This is a genomic window from Marisediminicola antarctica (assembly GCF_009930795.1).
In the GTDB taxonomy this organism is placed as follows: Bacteria; Actinomycetota; Actinomycetes; order Actinomycetales; family Microbacteriaceae; genus Marisediminicola; species Marisediminicola antarctica.
This window is the reverse complement of record NZ_CP017146.1, coordinates 3,332,600-3,352,609: the sequence shown is the minus strand read 5'-3', so window position 1 is coordinate 3,352,609 and position 20,010 is coordinate 3,332,600. Positions and strand designations below refer to the sequence as shown.

General features: G+C 67.0%; 17 protein-coding genes and 1 pseudogene. 8 read left to right on the top strand and 10 right to left on the bottom strand.

Annotated elements, in window-relative coordinates:
- Window positions 1-76: 76 nt before the first annotated feature.
- Window positions 77-415 (bottom strand): annotated as a pseudogene (locus BHD05_RS15605) (GtrA family protein); the annotation flags it as partial.
- A gap of 98 nt (window positions 416-513) precedes the next feature.
- Here BHD05_RS15605 and BHD05_RS15600 point away from each other — a divergent pair.
- From BHD05_RS15600 to BHD05_RS15590, 3 genes are read left to right on the top strand one after another with little or no spacing between them, the layout of a single operon-like run.
- Entirely contained in the window at window positions 514-1,644 is a 1,131-nt protein-coding gene (locus tag BHD05_RS15600; RefSeq protein ID WP_161887250.1) for a 5-(carboxyamino)imidazole ribonucleotide synthase, read from the top strand.
- A gap of 44 nt (window positions 1,645-1,688) precedes the next feature.
- On the top strand, window positions 1,689-2,192 hold the full coding sequence (purE, locus tag BHD05_RS15595; protein WP_161887249.1) for a 5-(carboxyamino)imidazole ribonucleotide mutase: 504 nt from the start codon (window positions 1,689-1,691) through the stop codon (window positions 2,190-2,192).
- Window positions 2,193-2,236: 44 nt separating this feature from the next.
- Window positions 2,237-3,526 carry an LCP family protein gene (locus BHD05_RS15590; protein WP_236966585.1) on the top strand — a complete coding sequence of 430 codons (1,290 nt, stop codon included), beginning with the start codon at window positions 2,237-2,239 and terminating at the stop codon, window positions 3,524-3,526.
- A gap of 24 nt (window positions 3,527-3,550) precedes the next feature.
- Here BHD05_RS15590 and BHD05_RS15585 read toward each other — a convergent pair whose 3' ends face one another.
- Genes BHD05_RS15585 through rfbB form a run of 3 tightly spaced genes read right to left on the bottom strand, consistent with a single transcriptional unit; the run spans window position 3,551 to window position 6,533 of the window.
- Entirely contained in the window at window positions 3,551-4,693 is a 1,143-nt protein-coding gene (locus BHD05_RS15585; RefSeq protein WP_161887247.1) for a glycosyltransferase family 4 protein, read from the bottom strand.
- 2 nt (window positions 4,694-4,695) lie between these two features.
- Window positions 4,696-5,544: a dTDP-4-dehydrorhamnose reductase gene (gene rfbD / locus BHD05_RS15580; protein ID WP_161887246.1), complete on the bottom strand. Its 849-nt coding sequence runs from the start codon at window positions 5,542-5,544 to the stop codon at window positions 4,696-4,698.
- Window positions 5,545-5,546: 2 nt separating this feature from the next.
- Window positions 5,547-6,533 (bottom strand): dTDP-glucose 4,6-dehydratase, encoded by a 987-nt coding sequence (gene rfbB / locus BHD05_RS15575; protein WP_161887245.1) that lies wholly within the window; start codon window positions 6,531-6,533, stop codon window positions 5,547-5,549.
- A gap of 85 nt (window positions 6,534-6,618) precedes the next feature.
- Between rfbB and BHD05_RS15570 the strand changes: the two genes are divergently transcribed.
- Both BHD05_RS15570 and rfbA read left to right on the top strand, forming a co-directional pair.
- Entirely contained in the window at window positions 6,619-7,227 is a 609-nt protein-coding gene (locus tag BHD05_RS15570) for a dTDP-4-dehydrorhamnose 3,5-epimerase family protein (protein WP_161887244.1), read from the top strand.
- A gap of 4 nt (window positions 7,228-7,231) precedes the next feature.
- Window positions 7,232-8,107 carry a glucose-1-phosphate thymidylyltransferase RfbA gene (gene rfbA, locus BHD05_RS15565; protein ID WP_161887243.1) on the top strand — a complete coding sequence of 292 codons (876 nt, stop codon included), beginning with the start codon at window positions 7,232-7,234 and terminating at the stop codon, window positions 8,105-8,107.
- A gap of 27 nt (window positions 8,108-8,134) precedes the next feature.
- On the opposite strand, the gene BHD05_RS15560 is transcribed toward rfbA, so the two are convergent.
- The 6 genes from BHD05_RS15560 to BHD05_RS15820 form a co-directional block, all read right to left on the bottom strand.
- Window positions 8,135-8,893, bottom strand: a complete 759-nt coding sequence (locus BHD05_RS15560; RefSeq protein WP_161887242.1) for an ABC transporter ATP-binding protein — start codon at window positions 8,891-8,893, stop codon at window positions 8,135-8,137.
- Window positions 8,877-9,749: an ABC transporter permease gene (locus BHD05_RS15555; RefSeq protein ID WP_161887241.1), complete on the bottom strand. Its 873-nt coding sequence runs from the start codon at window positions 9,747-9,749 to the stop codon at window positions 8,877-8,879. Before BHD05_RS15555 ends, BHD05_RS15560 begins: the two co-directional genes overlap by 17 nt.
- Before the next feature lie 72 nt (window positions 9,750-9,821).
- The gene (locus BHD05_RS15550; protein WP_161887240.1) at window positions 9,822-11,837 is read right to left on the bottom strand and encodes a glycosyltransferase; all 2,016 of its coding nucleotides are present in this window, start codon (window positions 11,835-11,837) and stop codon (window positions 9,822-9,824) included.
- Window positions 11,838-11,849: 12 nt separating this feature from the next.
- Entirely contained in the window at window positions 11,850-13,016 is a 1,167-nt protein-coding gene (gene glf, locus BHD05_RS15545) for a UDP-galactopyranose mutase (RefSeq protein ID WP_161887239.1), read from the bottom strand.
- A 79-nt stretch (window positions 13,017-13,095) separates the two neighbouring features.
- Window positions 13,096-13,947 (bottom strand): glycosyltransferase, encoded by an 852-nt coding sequence (locus BHD05_RS15825; protein WP_202614242.1) that lies wholly within the window; start codon window positions 13,945-13,947, stop codon window positions 13,096-13,098.
- A complete protein-coding gene (locus BHD05_RS15820) occupies window positions 13,947-14,891 on the bottom strand; it encodes a glycosyltransferase family 2 protein (protein WP_236966583.1) in 945 nt (314 codons plus the stop codon). The genes BHD05_RS15825 and BHD05_RS15820 overlap by 1 nt, the downstream gene beginning before the upstream one ends.
- A gap of 113 nt (window positions 14,892-15,004) precedes the next feature.
- On the opposite strand from BHD05_RS15820, the gene BHD05_RS15535 reads away from it, so the two are divergent.
- From BHD05_RS15535 to BHD05_RS15525, 3 genes are read left to right on the top strand one after another with little or no spacing between them, the layout of a single operon-like run.
- Window positions 15,005-17,011: a DUF6541 family protein gene (locus BHD05_RS15535; RefSeq protein ID WP_161887238.1), complete on the top strand. Its 2,007-nt coding sequence runs from the start codon at window positions 15,005-15,007 to the stop codon at window positions 17,009-17,011.
- Window positions 17,012-17,057: 46 nt separating this feature from the next.
- Window positions 17,058-18,041, top strand: a complete 984-nt coding sequence (gene galE, locus BHD05_RS15530) for a UDP-glucose 4-epimerase GalE (protein WP_161887237.1) — start codon at window positions 17,058-17,060, stop codon at window positions 18,039-18,041.
- Window positions 18,038-20,002: a DUF6541 family protein gene (locus tag BHD05_RS15525; RefSeq protein ID WP_161887236.1), complete on the top strand. Its 1,965-nt coding sequence runs from the start codon at window positions 18,038-18,040 to the stop codon at window positions 20,000-20,002. Before galE ends, BHD05_RS15525 begins: the two co-directional genes overlap by 4 nt.
- Window positions 20,003-20,010: the final 8 nt, after the last annotated feature.

Genomic DNA, 20,010 nt, shown 5'->3' with positions numbered 1-20,010 from the left:
ACGTGCTCGCGGGCGCGAACACCCAGATGCGGTAGAGCCAGAAACGGAACGCGGTGCCGAGGCCGAGGCCGATGACATTCGCGGAGATGTTGTCGGCGAGGGCGCTCTGGAACCCGAGCACGTAGTGCGAGATCCAGAGGCAGCCGAGGGCGATCAGCATCCCTCCGATGCTCACAATCGCGAACGCGACGCCCTCTCGAAACGCTTTGGCGCTGCGGTGGGGGCGAAACGTCCAATACCGGTTGCCGACCCAGTTCGCCGAAATTGCGAGTGACACGGAGATGACCTTCGCCAGAAGAGGTCCCTCGCCGTACGCCTCTGGCGAGAGCACAGTGGCCCGAAGGAGATTGAAGACCCCGATGTCGATGACAAGACCGATGAGGCCGACGAGACCGAATCGGGTCAACTGCCCCATGATGCTTCGCATGCGCCCTCCCAGTCGATAGGCAAAGATGGGCTCACGCCGATTCCGCAGTCTAATCGCGGCAATCCCAATGTTCCTGAAAGAAAAACATGACTCCCATCGTTGGTGTAATCGGCGGCGGACAGCTCGCCAGAATGATGATTCCCGCAGCTCTCGGCCTCGGAATCGAGATCCGGGTTCTCGCGGAGATCGACGGGAGCTCCGCCGGCCTCGCCGCGACGACCGTCGGGGACTACCGCGATGAGGGCACCGTCCTCCGGTTCGCCGAGGGTGTCGACGTGATCACGTTCGACCACGAGCACGTGCCCCAGGCGATCCTGTCCACGCTCGTCGAGCGCGGCGTCGCGGTGCGCCCCGGACCCCACGCGCTGCTGCTGGCCCAGGACAAAATCCTCATGCGCGAGCGCCTGAGCGCGCTTGGTCTCCCCGTGCCGGACTGGGCCCGCGTCGGCACTGCCGACGACCTCGCCGCGTTTCTCGACAGCCACGGCGGCACGGCGGTGCTCAAGACCGCGACCGGCGGCTACGACGGCAAGGGTGTGCGGGTCGTGACGGATGCCGCCGGTGCGGCCGACTGGCTCGGCGAGGGCTACCCGCTGCTCGTCGAAGAGCTCGTGCACTTCCGGCGGGAGCTCGCTCAGCTCGTCGCGCGCCGCCCATCCGGTGAGATCGTCGGCTGGCCCGTCGTCGAGAGCGTGCAGCGCGACGGTGTGTGCGCGGAGGTCATCGCCCCGGCACCGGCATCCGCCGGCAAAATTTCCGATGTCGCCTTCGACATCGCGACGACGGTAGCAAGCGAACTCGACGTCACGGGGGTGCTCGCGGTGGAGCTGTTCGAGACGACCGACGACCGACTGCTGGTCAACGAGCTCGCGATGCGCCCGCACAACACCGGGCACTGGACGATCGACGGGTCGACCACCAGCCAGTTCGAGCAGCACCTCCGCGCGGTGCTCGACCTCCCACTGGGAGCCACCGGTTGCCGCGACGAGTGGTCGGTCATGGTCAACGTGCTTGGCGGTCCGGTGACCGGCTCGCTCACCGACCGCTACCCGGCCGCGCTGGCCGACCAGCCGACGGTCAAGCTCCACGCCTATGGCAAGGACCCGCGGCCCGGACGCAAGATCGGGCACGCCACAGCAGGCGGAGACGACCTCGACGAGGTGGTTTGGCGGGCGCGCGCGGCGGCGGCGCTTCTCGGGAGCGAGGCCGCGGGCTGAGACCCGCTCGGGCGCGGCGGCAGTGCCGGCCGGGGCAAACTACGATGGAGTGCATGCCTGAGCCCCTCGTTGCCGTGGTCATGGGGTCGGACTCCGACTGGACCGTGATGCGCGCCGCCGCCGATGTGCTCGCCGAATTCGGTGTCGCAAGCGACGTGGAGGTCGTCTCCGCACACCGGACCCCGGAAAAAATGATCGCCTTTGGCAAGGATGCGGCGGGTCGGGGTATCCGGGCCATCATCGCCGGCGCCGGCGGGGCGGCCCACCTTCCCGGCATGCTTGCGTCCGTGACGACCCTGCCGGTAATCGGCGTTCCCGTTCCGCTGTCGACGCTCGACGGGCTCGACTCGCTGCTCTCGATCGTGCAGATGCCCGCCGGTGTTCCCGTCGCGACCGTCTCGATCGGCGGGGCGCGCAACGCCGGCCTCCTCGCGATCCGAATCCTCGCCTCGTCCGATCCCGACCTCACCGCCAAACTCGCTCAGCACGCCCGGGACCTCGAGGCCCTCGTCGCCGAGAAGAACGCCGCGCTCAAGTCCACCCTGTGAGCGCCGTCAGCCCGATGAGGCACCCCGAGTTGAATTCGCCAGGCATGATGACACAGCGTGGCTGGTGGCTTGTCGGGCTGAACATCCTCATCCCCGGCTCGGCCCAGCTGCTCGCGGGAAGCCGCCGTCTCGGGCGAATCGGTGTATCAATGACCTTCGTACTGTGGATCGTCGTCGCGCTCGCGGCGATCATGTTCTTCGTCTGGCCGACCGCGATCTACTGGGTCGCGTCGAATGTCATTGCCCTCACCATCGTGCAGGGCGTGCTCGTCGCCTACGTCGCACTGTGGATTGTGCTGAGCCTCGACACGCTTCGCATCGTGCGTCTCGTGCGGGCCCGTGCGAAGGTGCGCCCATTCATCGCAGCACTCGCGGTTCTCGCGCTCGTGCTGACCGCGGGGACCGCGAGCTACGCCGCGATGGTCGCGGGAGTCGCGCGCGCCACCCTGACCGAGCTATTCGCCGACGGCAGCTACCAGGACCCCGTCGACGGCCGCTACAACATCCTCCTCCTGGGTGGCGACGCCGGCCCCGACCGCACGGGTCTTCGGCCCGACAGCATCTCGGTCGCGAGCATCGACGTTGAGACCGGCGCCGCGACGATGATCGGAATCCCGCGCAACTTCGAACGGGCAACGTTCTCCGAGGGCTCGCCGCTCTGGGAACCGTTCCCGAACGGGTACGACTGCGGTGACGAGTGCCTGATCAGCTACCTGTACACCTACGGCGAGGAGAATCCGGAGCTGTACCCGGACGCGCTCGCCGAAGGAAGCACACCCGGCATCGAGGCGACCAGGGATGCCGTGTCCGGCGTCACGGGACTCGAGTTGCAGTACTTCGTGCTGATCGACATGCAGGGGTTCGCGCAGCTCGTCGACGCCCTCGGCGGCGTGGAAATCGATGTGCCGGTGCGCACTCCGATCGGGTCCATCACCAACACCGAACCCGATTACTGGGTCGAGGCGGGAAAGCAGCATTTCACCGGGGAGCAGGCCCTCTGGTACGGCCGTTCACGCTTCGACGCGCTGGACTACGACCGCATGGAGCGCCAGCGCCAGGTGCAGGAAGCGATTATCACCCAATTCGAGCCGGCCAACGTGATCGGCAAGTTCCAGGGGGTCGCCAAGGCCGGGGCGCAGGTCGTCAAGACGGACATCCCGTCTGTCATGCTGCCCCGCTTCGTCGACCTGGCGCGAAAGACCAAGGCGCATCCGATCACCAAGCTGGAACTCGTACCCGGCGTCGTCGAAACGGTGTACCCCGACTACGCGGTCATCCACGAGCTCGTCGCCACGACGCTCGCGGCTTCGGTGGAAGCTGTCGCGGCCGAGTGACGCCGGCCGTCGCCCGAGACACGGTCACAGGTCAGCGTGCAGCTGCCACACCTGTTCTGCGGAGGCGCGCCAGCTGAATGCGGCTGCCCGGTCGAGGCCAGAGAAACGCAGGCGCTCGGCGAGAGAGTCGTCATTGACGACGGAGGCGATCGCCACGGCAAGTCGCTCGGGGTAGCCTCCCTCGTCGGCAATCGGTACCGGGATTCCCGCTCCCGCGGCCACTTCGATGACGGCGGGCGCGTCGGAGTGCACCACGGGTGTGCCGAGGCTGAAGGCCTCAACAAGGGGCAAGCCGAACCCCTCCGCGAGGCTCGGGAAGGCGAAGACCGCGGCGCGGCTCATGACGACGGCGAGGTCAGCGTCGGAGAGCCGCCCGAGTCGGCGCACACGCGAGGGGTCGAGTCCCGCGTCCGCGGTGATGGCCTCGACGTCGAGTCCATCCCACCCGTCCGGCCCTGCGATGAGCAGGGGGAGCCCGGCATCAGCCGCCGTCGCAAGTGAGCGGATGAGCGGCTCGAGCCCCTTGCGGGCATCAACCGTGCCGGCGCTGACCAGATATCTCTCCGGGAGGTCGAGTCGGTCGGCACGATCTGACGCGTCGACCGGCACGGTGAGCTTCGCGCTCACAGCGCCGCCGACGACGCGGATACGGTCGCCGAAGTTGAAGACCTCGGAGAGGTCGTGGGCGACGGCGTGCGTTGGCACCACGACGGCATCGGCGTACTTGAATGCGCGCTTGGCCATTGACTTCTGCCAGGCGGCTCGCCGCGGGTTGATGAGGGATGGATGCGTCCACGCCACGGCGTCGTGGATGGTCACGACGGTCTGCGCGCCGGGGTATCCGGCCGGGTCTCGGCGGGCTAGCGGGGCGAGGAGGCTCGGCGCGTGCACCATGCCGTTCCCCGGAAGTCTGATGACCCCATGCTGCCAGGCCAGCTGTAGCTCGCGGCGTGCCAGCGCGCTCTTGAACAGGTCGGAGAGGCCGGGAAGCAGGGTGTGCAGTGCGTCGTAGTCGGCCTCGGGGGACGACGACACGACGCCGCTCACCTCGCACCCCGCGGGAGCGGTGCGGATGAGCTCGCGGGTCAGCTCCTCGGCGTAGCGCCCCCCTCCTCCCGAAGCGGGGGCGATGATGTCGTCCACGATGACGCGAAGCGTTGTCGTCACGTTTACTCCATCAGGTTGTCGGTCATCGCCTCGCTCAGCGCTTCCCGCCAGTGGCGGAGGGGGGTCATCCCGGCCTCATGCCACGCCCCGTGTCCCAGAACGGAATAGGCGGGCCGCGGGGCGGGCCGGACGAAGGCAGTGCTAGTGGTCGGCTTGACCCTATCAGGGTCGAGCCCGGCGTTCATGAAGACAGCCCGCGCGAACTCGAACCAGCTGGCAACCCCCGTGTTCGTGCCATGGTAAATCCCGAACGGAGCCCGGACATCAAGCATCTCGACGATCTTCCCAGCGAGGTCCCTGGTCCAGGTGGGTTGGCCGAACTGGTCGTCCACGACACTTACCTCGTCGCGCGTCGCCGCAAGGCCCAGCATTGTTGTCGTAAAGTTCCGGCCGCCGGCGCCGTACAGCCAGGCGGTGCGCACGATGTAGCTGCGCTCCGGATTGGCGTCGAGAACGAGCCGCTCGCCCTCGGCTTTCGTGCGCCCGTAGGCCGAGACGGGCTGCCTCGGTGCGTTCTCCGGATAGGGAGTCGTCGCGCTGCCGTCGAAGACATAGTCGGTCGACACCTGCACCGAGATGGCGCTGTGCACCGCTGCGGCCCGTGCGAGGTTGAGCGCCCCCACGGCGTTGATCGCCATCGCCGCATCCTCATCGGATTCCGCGTCGTCCACCCGCGTGTACGCGGCCGCGTTGATGACGACATCGTGGCCCGCGACCGCGAGGTCGACCGCCGCGCCATTCGTTATGTCGAGCCCTCCGCGGCCGAGCGCCGTCACATCGCGCCCGGCGAGAGCCGCGACGAGGTCCCGGCCCAGCATCCCGTCTGCTCCGGCGATCAGGTAGCGGGTCATCGTCAGTTCAGCTCTGCGTGCTGCTTGAGGGGTTCCCACCAGGAGCGGTTGTCGCGGTACCACTGCACAACCTCGGCGAGCCCACGGTCGAAGGGGACGACCGGGGCGTATCCGAGCTCGTCCCGGATCTTGGAGATGTCGACGGAGTAGCGCAGGTCGTGGCCGAGGCGGTCGGTGACCCGGTCCACGTACGACCAGTCCCTCCCCGTCGCCTCAAGCAGCAGCTGCGTGAGCTCGCGGTTGGTGAGCTCGGTGCCTCCGCCGATGTTGTAGATCTCGCCGGCCCGCCCGTTCGCGAGCACCATCGCGATGCCGCGGCAGTGGTCGTCGACGTGGAGCCAGTCGCGGATGTTGTTTCCGTCGCCATAGAGGGGAACGTGGTTGCCGTCGATGAGGTTCGTCACGAAGAGCGGGATGACCTTTTCGGGAAAGTGGTACGGGCCGTAGTTGTTGGAGCATCGCGTGATCGAGACGTCGAGGCCGTGCGTGCGGAAGTAGCTTCGGGCCAGGAGGTCGCTGCCCGCCTTGGACGCCGAATAGGGCGAGTTGGGCTCGAGCGGGCGCTGTTCGTCCCACGACCCTTCCGCGATCGATCCGTAGACCTCGTCGGTCGACACGTGGACGAACTTCTTCAGTCCAGCGCGAAGCGCCGCATCGAGCAGCTGCTGGGTACCGAGAACGTTGGTCTCGACAAAGACTGTCGCGTCGCGCACCGAGCGGTCGACGTGGGATTCCGCTGCGAAGTGCACGACGGCGTCGGCGGTGGGCAGCAGCGTATCGAGCAGGGCGGCGTCGCGGATGTCGCCCTTGACGAACTCGAAGCGCGGCGACCCGGCGACAGGGGCGAGGTTCGCGAGGTTCCCGGAGTAGGTCAGGGCGTCGAGCACCAGCACCTCGGCGCCCTCGAGTGCCGGGTAGGCGTCCTCCAGGGTGCGCCGCACGAAGTTGGAGCCGATGAAGCCAGCGCCGCCGGTCACGAGGATTCTCACGGGCACACTGCTCTCTGTCGGTGGCGAGCCGTCGGAATTGAAGGCAACTCCATTCTACCGAGGGGGCCGTTGTTAGACTGCCGAGGTGAAGATCCGTGAACTATCGATCCCGGACGCTTTCGAGGTGAGCCCTCGACAATTCAGAGATGACCGGGGGGTCTTTCTCGAGTGGTATCGCTTCGACAGGCTCAGCGAGGTCGTCGGGCACGCCCTCGACCTGCGCCAGGCGAATACGTCCGTCTCGCGCCGCGGGGTGGTGCGCGGTATTCACTTCGCGGATGTACCCGTGGGTCAGGCGAAGTACGTCACGTGCGCGAACGGCGCAGTTCTCGACTACGTGATCGATGTGCGCGTCGGCTCCCCGACATTCGGGCAGTGGGACAGCGTGTTGCTCGACAGCGTCGACCGGCGAGCCGTCTATGTCGCCGAGGGCCTCGCCCATGCCTTCGTCGCCCTCACTGACGACGCGACCGTGAGCTACCTCGTGACCGACGTCTTCAACGCCTCACGCGAACACGGCATCAACCCCCTCGACCCCGACGTCGGCCTCGTCTTCCCGCCCGAGGCGGGGCCCCTCCTCCTCTCGTCAAAGGACACCGACGCGCCAGGTCTTCAGGAGGCCGCCGCTGCTGGCCTGCTGCCGGAGTGGCACGCGGTTCGCGGCTTCTACGATTCCCTCAACGAGAAGAGCTGACCACATGCGCGGAATCATCCTGGCCGGCGGGTCCGGCACCCGGCTCTATCCGATCACCCGTGGCATCTCGAAGCAGCTCATGCCCATCTACGACAAGCCGATGATCTACTACCCCCTATCGACACTCATGATGGCGGGCATTCGCGAGATCCTGATCATCACAACGCTCGAGTACAACGCCCAGTTCCAGGCGCTCTTCGGAGACGGTTCCGACCTCGGCCTCGACATCCAGTACGCGGTGCAGCCCGCCCCCGACGGCCTCGCCCAGGCTTTCATCATCGGCGAGGAATTCATCGGCGACGAGTCGGTCGCTCTCGTCCTCGGCGACAACATCTTCCACGGGGCCGGCCTCGGTACAGCCCTGCGTCATCACCGCGACATTGAAGGCGGGCTCATTTTCGCCTACCGCGTCTCGAACCCGGAGGCCTACGGGGTAGTCGAATTCGACGACGATCTCGTTGCAGTGTCCATCGAGGAGAAGCCGCTCGCGCCGAAAAGCAACTACGCCGTGCCTGGCCTCTACTTCTATGACAACTCGGTGGTGGAGATCGCCAAGGGGATCACCCCGAGTGCTCGCGGCGAACTCGAGATCTCAACCCTGAACGAGCGCTACCTGGAGCGCGGACTCCTCCAGGTCCAGATCCTCGACCGCGGAACGGCCTGGCTCGACACCGGCACCTTCGAATCGATGATGCAGGCCTCGGAATACGTCCGCGTGATCGAGGACCGGCAGGGGTTCAAGATCGGCTGCATCGAAGAGATCGCCTGGCGGGCGGGTTGGATCGACTCGGTGCAGCTCGCGCAGCTCGCCGTCGCGTTGCAGAAGAGCGGATACGGCCGGTACCTGTCGTCGCTGCTGTCGGAGGCGCTGGGCGCCTGAGCGCCTGGGCGCCTGAGCGCGGCGGGTCTATTGCGCGCGTAGTCGTGCGACCGCGTCGTGCGACTCGCCGTCGAAGACGATTGACCCCTTGTTGATGAGGATAGCCCGCTCGCACAGGTCCGCGACCATCTGCAGGTCGTGGCTCACGACAACGAGCGTCTTGCCCTCAAGGTGCAGCTGGCGGATCTTGTCGAGGCATTTGCGCTGGAACGGCTCATCGCCGACGGAGAGGATCTCATCGACGAGCAGGATGTCGACCTCGGTGTGGATCGCGACGGAGAACGCCAGGCGCAGGAACATGCCGGACGAATAGTGCTTGACCTCCGTGTCGATGAATTGGCCGATCTCGCTGAACTCGACGATTTCGTCGTAACGCGCGTCGATCTCCTTCTGCGTCATGCCAAGGATCGCGGCATTGAGGTAGATGTTTTCGCGCCCGGAGAGGTCGGGGTGGAAACCGGCGCCGACCTCGATGAGACCGGCGACGCGGCCCCGGGTGAGTACCTCGCCACCATCGGGCTGAAGCACGCCGGAGATGAGCTTCAGCAGTGTGGACTTGCCAGATCCGTTGAAGCCCAGGAGTGCGACGGATTCACCCTCGCAGATCTCGAAGGTCACATCGTTGAGCGCGTCGAACGTCGTTGAGAGCGGTTTGCGGCGAAACGCCGCAATGACCGACTCCTTGAGTGAGTGGGTGTGGCGCAGGAGGAACCGCTTGCTGAGGTGTGCGGCGATGACGGCCGTCCGCGGCGCGGCGTCTGGCCGGAGATCAGAGGTCTTGGGCAAAACGGCGCTCCAATTTGCGGAAGACGAACTGGCCGAAGGCGAGCATCGCGAGGGAGATGACCAGGGCAATCACGCCGAAGGTCAACAGGTTGGGAGGAAGGGGCGCCGAGCCGTCCGTCGTCGGGTACCAGAATCCGGCGTGCAGCAGCTCGACCGCGGCAGTGAGCGGATTGACCTGATAGAGCACCATGAGCCAATCCGGCAGGATCTCGGCGACCATGGTCCACCGGTACAGCACCGGAGAGGCCCAGGTCGCGACGAGCACGATCAGCTCGACGAAGTTCTGCGCGTCCCGGAACGACACGTTGATCGAGCCGAAGAGCATGCTGAGACCGGTGGCGAGCACGACGAGGATGACGATACCCAGCAGCACTCCCGCGAGCTGCACGAGGCTCGGCGTCCAGCCGACGAACAGGCAGACGGTGCCGAGGACGATGACCTGGGGGAGGAAGTTCACGAGAGCCACCAGAGTCGACGACACGGGGAAGAGCTCTCGCGGGAGGTAGATCTTCTTGATGAGTGGGGCATTGTCGACAAGGGACTTGGTGCCGTTGCTGAACGCTTCGCTGAACAGGTTGATGACGACAAGCCCAGAGAACAGGTAGATGGGATAGTTCGGGATCGAGTTGTTGAGCTGCAGGAACACGCCGAGCGCGATGAAGAACACCAGGAACTGGGTGACCGGCTTGACGTACGACCAGAGCCACCCGAGCGCGGACCCCCGGTAGCGCACCTGCACTTCCTTGCGCACGAGCAGGGAGAGCAGGTAGCGCCGGTTGAAGACATCCACCAAACCGGCGCCTTTGCCTGGCCTGACGAACCCCTCCAAGTCAGGTGATGATGCGGTCTGGGTCACTGCGGCACGTCTCCTTGGCTGGGGCTTGAGGCGCAGTCTTCTCAGGGAGCGCAACCGCAAAACCCCTCCATCCTACTTGGTGGTCGTGGCGGGCTTATCGACCGGGCGGGACCGCGGCGTGGTCCCGTCGAGGCCCAGGGTGGCCTTCCACGCCTCGGGCGAAGTCAGGCGGTTCAGGTCGCGGCGGTACTCGCGGGTGAGCCGGCCCCAGCGGTTGCGGTAGCGCAGGTTGTTTGTGAGGCTCGCCCACAACAGGTTGCGGAACCGCGCTCGGTCCCGAATGTGCCAGGTCACCCCGGAGCCCTCGGCGTTAGTGACGGCGACGCTGTCGAAGCTCGGCACGATCCACCATGGCGCACTCGAGGGCAGGTGCACGTCGGGACGATCTTCGCTCGTGTCGTTGGGCCTCTTCAGCCCGTGCCGGAGGAAGTTCCGGGCGAGGAACTTGTAGACGGCGCGCCCCCGCGGACGCTCGTCGTTCCCGTCGATGTAGGTGGTGCGGGGGAACCGGTCGAACTGCGACAGTGTGCGCACGAGTTTGGACTCGCGGTAGCTGGTCGCCAAGGCGCGAATCTGGGGGAGGCGCGAGGTCAGCTCCGAATGGAGCGCGGCTGGCCCAGCCAGCACGCTCTCATATGCGAGCTGGCGCAGCGCCACCGTGTAGTAGTCCATCGTCAGCAGATAGCGCACATCCTGAGCGAGATTGCTGATGGGAAGCCGGCCGCCTCGGCGGTGCGGCGAGTGCAGCAGGGCCGCCACGAGCCGATTTCGGGCGTGGTAGAAGGCCTGCCAGTCCCTCGAGTCGTCCTTGTCGACCCAGGAGACGTGCCAGATGGCCGCGCCGGGCAGACTCACCGTCGGGAAGCCGTGATCGCTCGCGCGCAGCGAGTACTCGGCGTCGTCCCACTTGATGAACACGGGCAGGGATAGCCCGATCTCACGGATAACCTTCACGGGGATGAGGCTCATCCACCAGCCGTTGTAGCCCACGTCGATGCGCTGGTGCATCCACGTGGTCTGGCGGAGGTTCGATGAGGTGAAGTCGTGGCGGCTCGGGGTAATCGGGCCCCACATGAAGGTCCAGGTGTCGACGGTCTCGGCGAACGCGTGCAGCTTGGTCTTGTCGTACATGTCGAACATGTGGCCGCCGACAATTGTCGGCGAGGCGCAGAACCTGGCGAAAGTGAGGGCGCGCCGGATGCTTTCGGGTTCAATCACGACGTCGTCGTCGAGCAGCATCACGTACTCGGATGTGCCCGCGGTGAGGGTTTCGATCATGCCGCGGGAGAATCCGCCGGATCCGCCGGCGTTGACCTGCTCGATGACCCGGAGGCGGCCGCCGAGGGCCGCCTCGACTTCGGCGAACCGGTCCTGCTCCTGGATCTTCTCCGTGCCTTGGTCGACGACGATGACCTGGTCGGTTCCGGCGAGTACATCACTGTCAGTCGCCAGGGTCGCGAGCAGCTCCAGGCAGTAGTCGGTGCGGTTCAGCGTGGTGATGGAGATGGTGAGCGCACCGCTCGGCGCCGGCGTCGGGGTCGACGGAGGTGCCTGCCACTCGGCGCTCACGAGGGCGAAGTCGTCGCTTCGGGACACGAGGTCGAACCAATACCAGCCGCCGTCGATGAAGTGATCGAAGCCGAGGTCGAAGGTCACGGTGCCGGCCGAGTCGACCTGAGTGGACTCGACGGCCTGAACAAGCCCGCGCGCGTTCGACCGGTAGACGATGAGGTCACCCATGCCTGTGGTGGTGACGCTCAGCCGCACTCCGTCGATCGTGGTCCAGCGGCGCCAGTAACTCGCCGGGAAAGCGTTGAAGTACGAGCCGAGCGAGACACGCTTCTGGAAGCCGGGGCGCAGGCCTCGACGCCCGTCGAGCATGGGGACCACGTTGTGGTGGGTCAGCCGGACAGGTGTCGACTCGACATCGTCGGGAACGGCGCCGCGGCGATGCTTGACGTCGCCCGCAGGAGGGCGGGTCGAGCGCATCACGTTGGTCCACTCGTCCGGGTCGACGTAGAGCGGCGCGACATCCGGTTCGGATGCCGAGGGGAAGACGACCTTCTGCAGAACAATCGGATCAGACATGTCGGAAGGTCCTCACTTGATGGCCCGTGCGCTGAAGAGCGGCTTGAGCTTGTTTTCGAACATCGTCAGAGCCGACCCGATTGCCATGTGCATGTCGAGGTACTTGTAGGTGCCGAGCCGGCCGCCGAACAGCACGCCCGATTCCCCGGACTGAAGCCCTCGATAGGTCAGCAGACTCTCCCGGTCTTCGGCGGTGTTGATCGGGTAGTACGGTTCGTCGTCGCGGGTGGCGAATCGCGAGTACTCGCGCATGATGACCGTCTTGTCGGTGGGATAGTTCCGCTCCGGGTGGAAGTGACGGAACTCGTGGATCCGCGTGTACGGCACCGAAGTGTCAGCGTAATTCATCACCGGGATCCCCTGGAAGTCGCCGACGGGGAGGACCTCCTGCTCGAAGTCCAGAGTGCGCCAGCTGAGCTCGCCGCCCTGGTAGTCGAAGTAACGGTCGACCGGGCCGGTGTAGACGACGGGGACGTTGCCGACGGTCGCAGCCTTGTTGATCTCCTGGTCCTCATCGAAGTAGTCGGTGCCCAGTCGAACTTCGATATTCGGGTGGTCAGCCATCCGCTCGATCCAGGCGGTGTACCCGTCGACCGGGAGTCCCTCGAACGGGTCGTTGAAGTAGCGGTTGTCGTAGTTGTAACGCACGGGCAGTCGCGCGATGACCTCCGCCGGCAGGTTCCTCGGGTCGGTCTGCCACTGCTTCGCCGTGTAGTCGCGAATGAAGGCGTCATAGAGAGGGCGGCCGATGAGGGAGATGGCCTTCTCCTCGAGATTCCCTGCGTCGCCTGAGCTGAACTCGCTCGCCTGCTCGGCGATCAGCGCACGCGCCTCGTCGGGGGAATAGGCCGCGCGGAAGAACTGGTTGATCGTCCCGAGGTTGATCGGCAGCGGATACACCTCGCCGCCGTGGTTGGTGTAGACGCGATGCTGATAACCGGTGAATCGCGTGAACTTCTGGGCGTACTCCCACACCGGCTTGTTCGACGTGTGGAACAGGTGGGCGCCGTACTGGTGCACCTCGATACCCGTCTCCGGCTCGGCTGCGCTGTATGCGTTGCCGCCGATGTGATTTCTGCGGTCAATCACGACCACTTTGAGGCCGAGTTCGCTCGCAGCGCGCTCGGCGATGGTGAGTCCGAAAAAGCCGGAGCCGACGACTACGAGATCTACCGACATACCTGGAAATCCTTGCATTTGGGGGTGCGGCGGTCTGTCGCCAACTCTCAAAGATAGCGGATAGAGCCCGCAGAGCCGGTCAGGACCGGTGTCCTCGCAGCATGAACCTGCCGTAGATCGCCCGCCGCACGGACTGGGGGATGAGTCGGTAGCCGCCGCGGATGACAACGTTGCGGAGCCATTGGCTTCTCGAGGTGAAGCCGATCCGGCGCAACTCCCGCTGCAGGGTGAGCTCGCTTCCGAGGAGGGTCAGCCCGCCCCGACGCTTGTACGCCCCAGAGCTGACGCGATACATGACAAGCCACTGCGCCGAATTGCAGGTGCGGGCGCCGTCGGCGATCATTCGCGCGAACAGGAAGTAGTCCTCCATGAGCGCGGGCGGTCCGTACCCGCCGGCCCGCACGACGGCGGTCTTCGTATAGACCACGGTCGGGTGGTTGAAGGGGTCGTGGAAGCGGGCGGTGCGCGCGATGTCCCCGGATTCCGTCGGCGGGTTGCGGGTCGCGCCGAGCGTCTCGATCCCGGCCTCGTCCTCGGTGAACTCGTACATGCCCGAACCGACGAGCTCGTGCCCCTGCGCGATGAGCGGGATCTGCACGGCGAACCGCTCTGGGAGGGAGATGTCGTCGGCGTCCATCCGGGCGACGACGTCGTTCTCGCATTCCGCGAGCCCGATCGTCAGGGCCCTGGCGAGCCCGACGTTCTGGGGGATCGGCACAAGGCGCACCGGAACCGTGGAGATCTTGATCAGCTCGGCGATCTTCGAAACGAGATCGGCGCCGACCGGGCCGTCCTGAACGAGCACGACTTCTGACGGAGGCAGCTTCTGCTGGTGTACCGAGCTGCGGAAAGCGCGATCCAAGTGCGCGGCCGAGTCTCCCGCATACACGGGAAGGAGCAGCGAGAACGGGGGAAGATCCGTCGTTTCCATCAGCCGGTCCGAGGGCTCTCGAAACGGGCGATCGCCTCGGACACCGGTCCCAGCCCCGATAGGAACGCGGAGTTGCTGCTCGGTGGCCGGGCGAACCCATCACGAGTTCCGTTCCGAAGGCCAGAGAGGAGCGTGGCGCGGTCGGCCGAGCGCAGGAGCGTCTTCGCCCACCGCACGATCGAGACACCGATGTAGAGCGGCTTCTCGACGGGTGAGAGAGCGCGCGAGTGGCGGAAAAGCCAGATCTTGTTGCGCACCTCGTAGTAGAAGCGGCTTCCCGGGTCGACGTCGGTACTCGCGAGGATTCGCGTCTTGTGGGTGACGACGCTGCCCGGGCAATAGACGCCGCGGCCGGCCCGCAGCAGGCGGGCGGTGAACTCGAAGTCGTCGTTCCAGATGAAGTATTCGGCGATCGGGAGTCCGCTCTGGCGGATTGCGCCGGTGTCGACAAGGCTCGACACGAACGACGCGGATCGCACCGCCACCGCGCCAACGGAGTCTGCGGCGCGTCGCTCCGCGCGACCGACGAAGGGTTTGCGCCGCGGGGTGTTCATGGGGTGGTCGGTGCCGTCGGTCCAGACCACGCGCGATGCGAGCACCACGGGGCGAGCGGGATGCTCCTCGCGCACGCGCAGGAGCTCCTCGAGGGCGCCGGGGGACGGGATGGTGTCGTCGTCCATGATCCAGACGAGGTCGGCGGAGTGCCGCGAGATCGCGCGCTCGATGCCCACCGCGAACCCGCCGGCACCCCCGGTGTTGCGCTCGAGGATCACCACGTCGGCCTCCGGGGCGGCCGCCCGGGCAGCATCCGCTGATCCGTCTGTCGAGGCGTTGTCGATGACGACGATCGAGTCGAGAGGCACGGTCTGCGCGCCGAGCGCCCGGAGAGCCTCCACGAGCAACTCTCGACGGTTGTAGGCCACCACGACCGCCGAAACCTGCAACAGTGTTCCTCTCTGTGCGCTCGGGGCGGGTTCCCAGCAGCCAAATCGTACCCCAGACCGCGCACGCCGCCCGGTCGGGCCGATCCCGAGGCGCCCGTCAGTAGACTTGCCAAGTGCAAGCCTGGCTTTTCGAAACCCCGGTCTTTTTGGCCGCCGTGGCGATCCTCATTCTGCCGGGACTCACCGCTGGCGTGGCACTTGGACTGCGTGGCTTCGCTCTGCTCGCCCTGGCCCCGGCGTTCACCGTGACGATCGTCGCAGTGGCGTCGCTTGCCAATCACCTCGTCGACTACGACTGGGGGCCCTGGTCCCTCGTCGCCGCGACGGCAGTGGTGTCGGCCCTCGTCCTCGGGCTGCGGTTGCTCTGGCAGAAGCGCTGGCCGCGACCCGCGGTCGAACCAGCGGGTCGCCTCGTGTGGCTGGCCACGTTGATCGGGCTGGCCTTCGCCTTTGTCGCCATTGCCGTGCGCTTCGCGTCAATTTTCGGAGCTCCCTCACGCGTATCGCAGACCTTCGACAACGTGTACCACCTGAACGCGATCCGCTGGATTCTCGATACCGGAATCGTGTCACCGTTCAAAGTCGGCGGCCTCAACTATCAGCTCGATGGGCGCATCTCCTTCTACCCTGACATGTGGCACGCTCTGGTCGCCCTCGCGGTGCAGGCCACGGGCGCTCCGATCCCCGTGGCGGTCAATGTCGTCAACATCGCCATCGCCGGGATCGTCTGGCCGCTCGCGTGCGTGTTTCTGGTTCGCCAGATCGCCGGCCCGCGACCGGTCGCGCTGCTGGCGGCGGGGGTGCTGTCGGCGTCGTTCGCCGCGTTCCCCTACCTCATGGTGGACTTCGGAGTCCTCTACCCGAATCTGCTCTCGATCAGCCTGCTCCCGGCCGCTCTCGCGGCCGTCGTGCTGGTGGCGCGGGCAGGGGACGCCGATACCCTTACCGCCCCGGTCCGCTGGGTCGTGCTGGTGGGGGTGCTGCCGGGGCTCGCCCTCGCGCATCCGACGACGCTCATGGCGCTCGTGGCATTCTCGCTGCCCATCGGCGTCGCGGTCGTCGTGCGCCACCTGCGGCAGCTGCGCGACCGTCGCGCGCCCTGGAGTCGCTATCTGCGGGCGTTCGCCATCGCGGCTGCCGCGTTCGGCGCGGCCGCCGTCGCGCTGCTCCTGATCAGGCCGCCTGGCGCGGCGTTCTGGCCGCCGCGGGAGTCGTTGATCGTCGCCGTGCACGGCGCGCTCGCCGGGGCGGTCGTCGCCCGCCCCGCGGACTACGTTGTCGGCGTGCTGCTCCTCGTCGGCGTCATCGCGGTCGTCCGACGCCGCTTTCCGCTGTGGCTCGTCGGTAGCTACGCGCTCGCGGCCGGGCTCTACATCATCGTCGCGAGCTTCCCCCAGGGGCCGCTCCGCACCGGCTTCACCGGGGTCTGGTACAACGACAGCTTCCGCATAGCCGCGATGTTGCCGGTGCTCGTTCTTCCGCTCGCGGCTCTGGGCGTCGTGGCGCTCAGCGACCTGTTGACGTCGGCTCTCCTCCGCGCGCGGGCGGCGCGTGCCGGCCGCAACAGTATGGAACCTTCGAGGGTGGCCCGGGCCCCTCTCGCGATGGCCACCGGGGCCGCGCTCGTGCTCGCGCTCGGCCTGTCCACCCAGCTGGGCCCGGCTCTCGCCTTCGCGATGAGAACTGGGCAGTACGCCTATCAGTTCACGTCGAGCTCCCCGCTGCTGTCACCGGACGAACGCGCCCTGCTCGACCGGGTCGGCTCCGAGGTACCGGAGGAGGCGACTGTCGTCGGGAGCCCCTGGACCGGCGCCTCCCTCGTCTACGCGCTGTCGGATCGCCGAGCCCTCCTTCCGCACATTTACGGGGAGCGCGACGAGGCGACCCTCGAGATCGTGGAGTCCCTGCGCGACGCGGCCCCGGGCGACGAGGTCTGCGGGTTCGTCGAGGAACTCGACGCGTACTACGTTCTCGACTTCGGCGACCGCGAGATCAACGGCGGCGACCCTGACGGCGAGGTCGACTATTCCGGCCTTGAGGATCTCGGCGAGTCGGCCGCTGTCGAGTTGATCGACAGCGAGGGCGACGCGCGCCTCTACAGGGTCACCGGCTGCAACTGAGCGGGCGAGGTCGGGCGGCCGACGGCCAGTCCGTAGACTTGCCCGCATGGCAATTCTGGTGACCGGCGGCTTGGGCTACATCGGGTCGCATGTGGTGCGGATGCTGCAGGAGAGGGGCGATCGCCCCGTCATTGTCGACAGCGGCACGCCCGGGCCCGGACTCGGCAACGCCATCCTGATCGATCTCGACCTGAGCTCGGTGGGCGCGGTGGACGAGATCCGTGCGGCCGTCGTTGAGCACTCCGTCACCGCCGTCATCCACCTCGCCGCGCTCAAGCAGGTGGGAGAGTCAGTCGAGCATCCGGCCCGCTACTACTCGGAGAACATCGGAGGGTTAGCGAATCTGATGCTCGCGATCGAGGGGTCGGCCGTAGACCGGTTCGTGTTCTCATCCTCCGCAGCGGTCTACGGCAACCCACTCAGCCTGCCGGTGGGCGAGTCCGATCTGGCCGCACCCATCAGCCCCTACGGCGAGACGAAGTTGGCCGGGGAGTGGCTCGTCCGCGACTGCGCCCGCGCTCTGGGTCTTGGCGTGCTCAGCCTGCGTTACTTCAACGTTGCCGGTGCCGGGTGGCCCGACCTCGGCGACCCGCAATCCCTCAACCTCCTCACGATCGCGATGGACGCCATCGAGGCCGGTGAGCCGCCCGTCATCTTCGGCGGCGACTATCCGACAGCGGATGGGACGGCCGTGCGCGACTACGTGCACGTGATTGACCTCGCGTCGGCGCACCTCGCGGCCCTCGACTACCTCGCCGGAGAGCCCGTGGTCGACGTGCTCAACGTCGGAACGGGCACCGGCGTGAGCGTGCGGACCCTGCTGGATTCCCTCGTGAGCGTGTCCGGTTCCACGGTGATGCCGCTGCTCGCTGGGCGCCGGGCGGGCGACCCGGCCGAGGTCATCGCCGACGTCTCCCTCATCGGGGCCGAGCTGTCGTGGACGGCGTCGCGAAGCTTCGCCGACATCGTCGAGTCCGCCTGGGGCGCCCGCGAGTGGCGTCGGCGCCACGACAAAGCGCCCGCCCGATGAGCTGGCTCGAGTGGATGCCGACCATCGGCGTGACACTCCTGGTCGTCTACCTCCCCGGACTCGCCCTCGCCTTCGCGATGGGCGCCACCCGTTTCACCCTGTTCGCCACCGCCCCTGCCATTTCAGTCGCCGTCATCGCCGTCTCGGCGATCGGCCTTGCCGAGCTCGGAATCACGTGGGGGGCAGCGCCTGTCGCCGCCATCGCCGTGATCGTCTCCGCGGCCGTCTACCTGCTTCGCCGGGGCTGGCGTCGGCCTGTGCGCCCGGAGCCGTCGCCGCGCGGCCGGTCGCACACCCCGTGGCTCGCACTCGGGGTGGGGGCGGGCACCGTGCTCATCGCGATCCAGCTCGTGACTGTCTTCGGATTCCCCGACGCCATCTCCCAGACCTTCGACGCCCCGTTCCACCTCAATGGGCTGCGCTACATCGCCGACACCGGCAGTGCCTCGTCGTTCGATCTCACCTCGCTCGTGCTCCCGGAGGGGAGATCGAGTTTCTACCCCGCGGCGTGGCACGGCGTCGCGTCGCTCGTCGCGAGTCTCGTCGCCGCTCCGATCGCTGCCGTCGCCAACGGAGTGAACATGGTCGTCGCGGGCATCGTGTGGGTCTCTGGCAGCGTGTTGCTCTCCCGCGTGATCGTTCCCGGCAGCCGGGTGGCGCCCGTCGCAGCCGGCGTGCTCGCCGCCGCCTTCCCCGCCTTCCCCGTGCTTGTGCTCGACTACGGAGTTCTCTACCCGTACTTCCTCGGGCTCGCGCTGCTGCCCGTCGCGCTCGCCCTCACGATCTCAGTCGCGCGGCTCGGCGGTCGCGTCGAATTCGGCCGCGGCCTGCAGATCCCCGCGCTCGGGCTGGTGGTCGTCGCGTGCGCGCTGGCCCAACCTTCGGTCGCGCTCTCCTGGGCTGCCCTGACCGTGCCAATCGCGGTCGGGTGGTTCGTTCTCTACCTCAGGCGGGGACCTCGACCGGTCCACGCCGTCCTGCTCGGGATCGGGCTGCTCGGCTCCATCGGCGCGCTCACCGGCGCGTGGATCCTGGCGGGCCGGATCGGCCTCTCGGCGCCGTGGGGGCCGCACGCGGGGCCGCTGCGCGGAATCTACGAGGTTGTCGCGCACGCGCCGACCGGCCGTCCCGCGGCGGTGCTCGCGAGCGTGCTCGTGGTCATCGGGTTACTCACCCTCGTGATCCGGCGGGAGAAGCTCTGGCTCGTCGTCGCGTGGGCGATCCCGGGAATTCTCTACTTCGTCGCCTCGGTCGTGGCGTCGCTGCCCATCCGCACCCTGGTCAGTGGGGTCTTCTATAACGATGCGCCCAGGCTGGCGTCGCTGATCGTGATCGTGTCCGTTCCCGTTGCAGTCGTCGGCGTGGTCGCGGTCTGCTCATTCGTCCGACGAATCGTCTGGTCGCGCGTCGTCGTGAGGGCGCCCCGCGGCCCGCTCGTGCCGATCGTGGCGGGTGTCGTCGGTACGGCGCTCCTCGTCGTCGGAACTCAGGGTGCCGCGGTGCGCTACGAGGTGTGGGAGGCGTCGAAGAAGTACGGCTTCGACGGTTGGGTGGCGATCCTCTCCGAAGACGAATTCGAGCTCATCGAGCGACTTCCCGACGAGGTCGGGGAATCGGCGGTCATCGCGGGAAGCCCGTGGACCGGCACCTCGCTGGCCTACGCGATAGCCGACCGCCAGGTGGTGTCGCCACACTTCAATCGCAGCAGCGATCCGAACAAGGTCATCATCAACACCCGTTTGAATGAGGCGCTCGACGACCCGGAGGTGTGCCCCGCCGTGCGCGAGCTGGGAGTCGAGTACGTGCTCGATTTCGGGCGATCCGCGGGCGATGTGGGGCACGATCGCGGCTTCGACGGCCTCGAGGAGTACCCGGGGCTCGTCGGGCTGGCATCATCGGGGGTCGTTGAGCTCGTCGATCGTGAGGGCCCGGCCAAGCTCTACCGCATCACCGCCTGCTGACCGGCGGC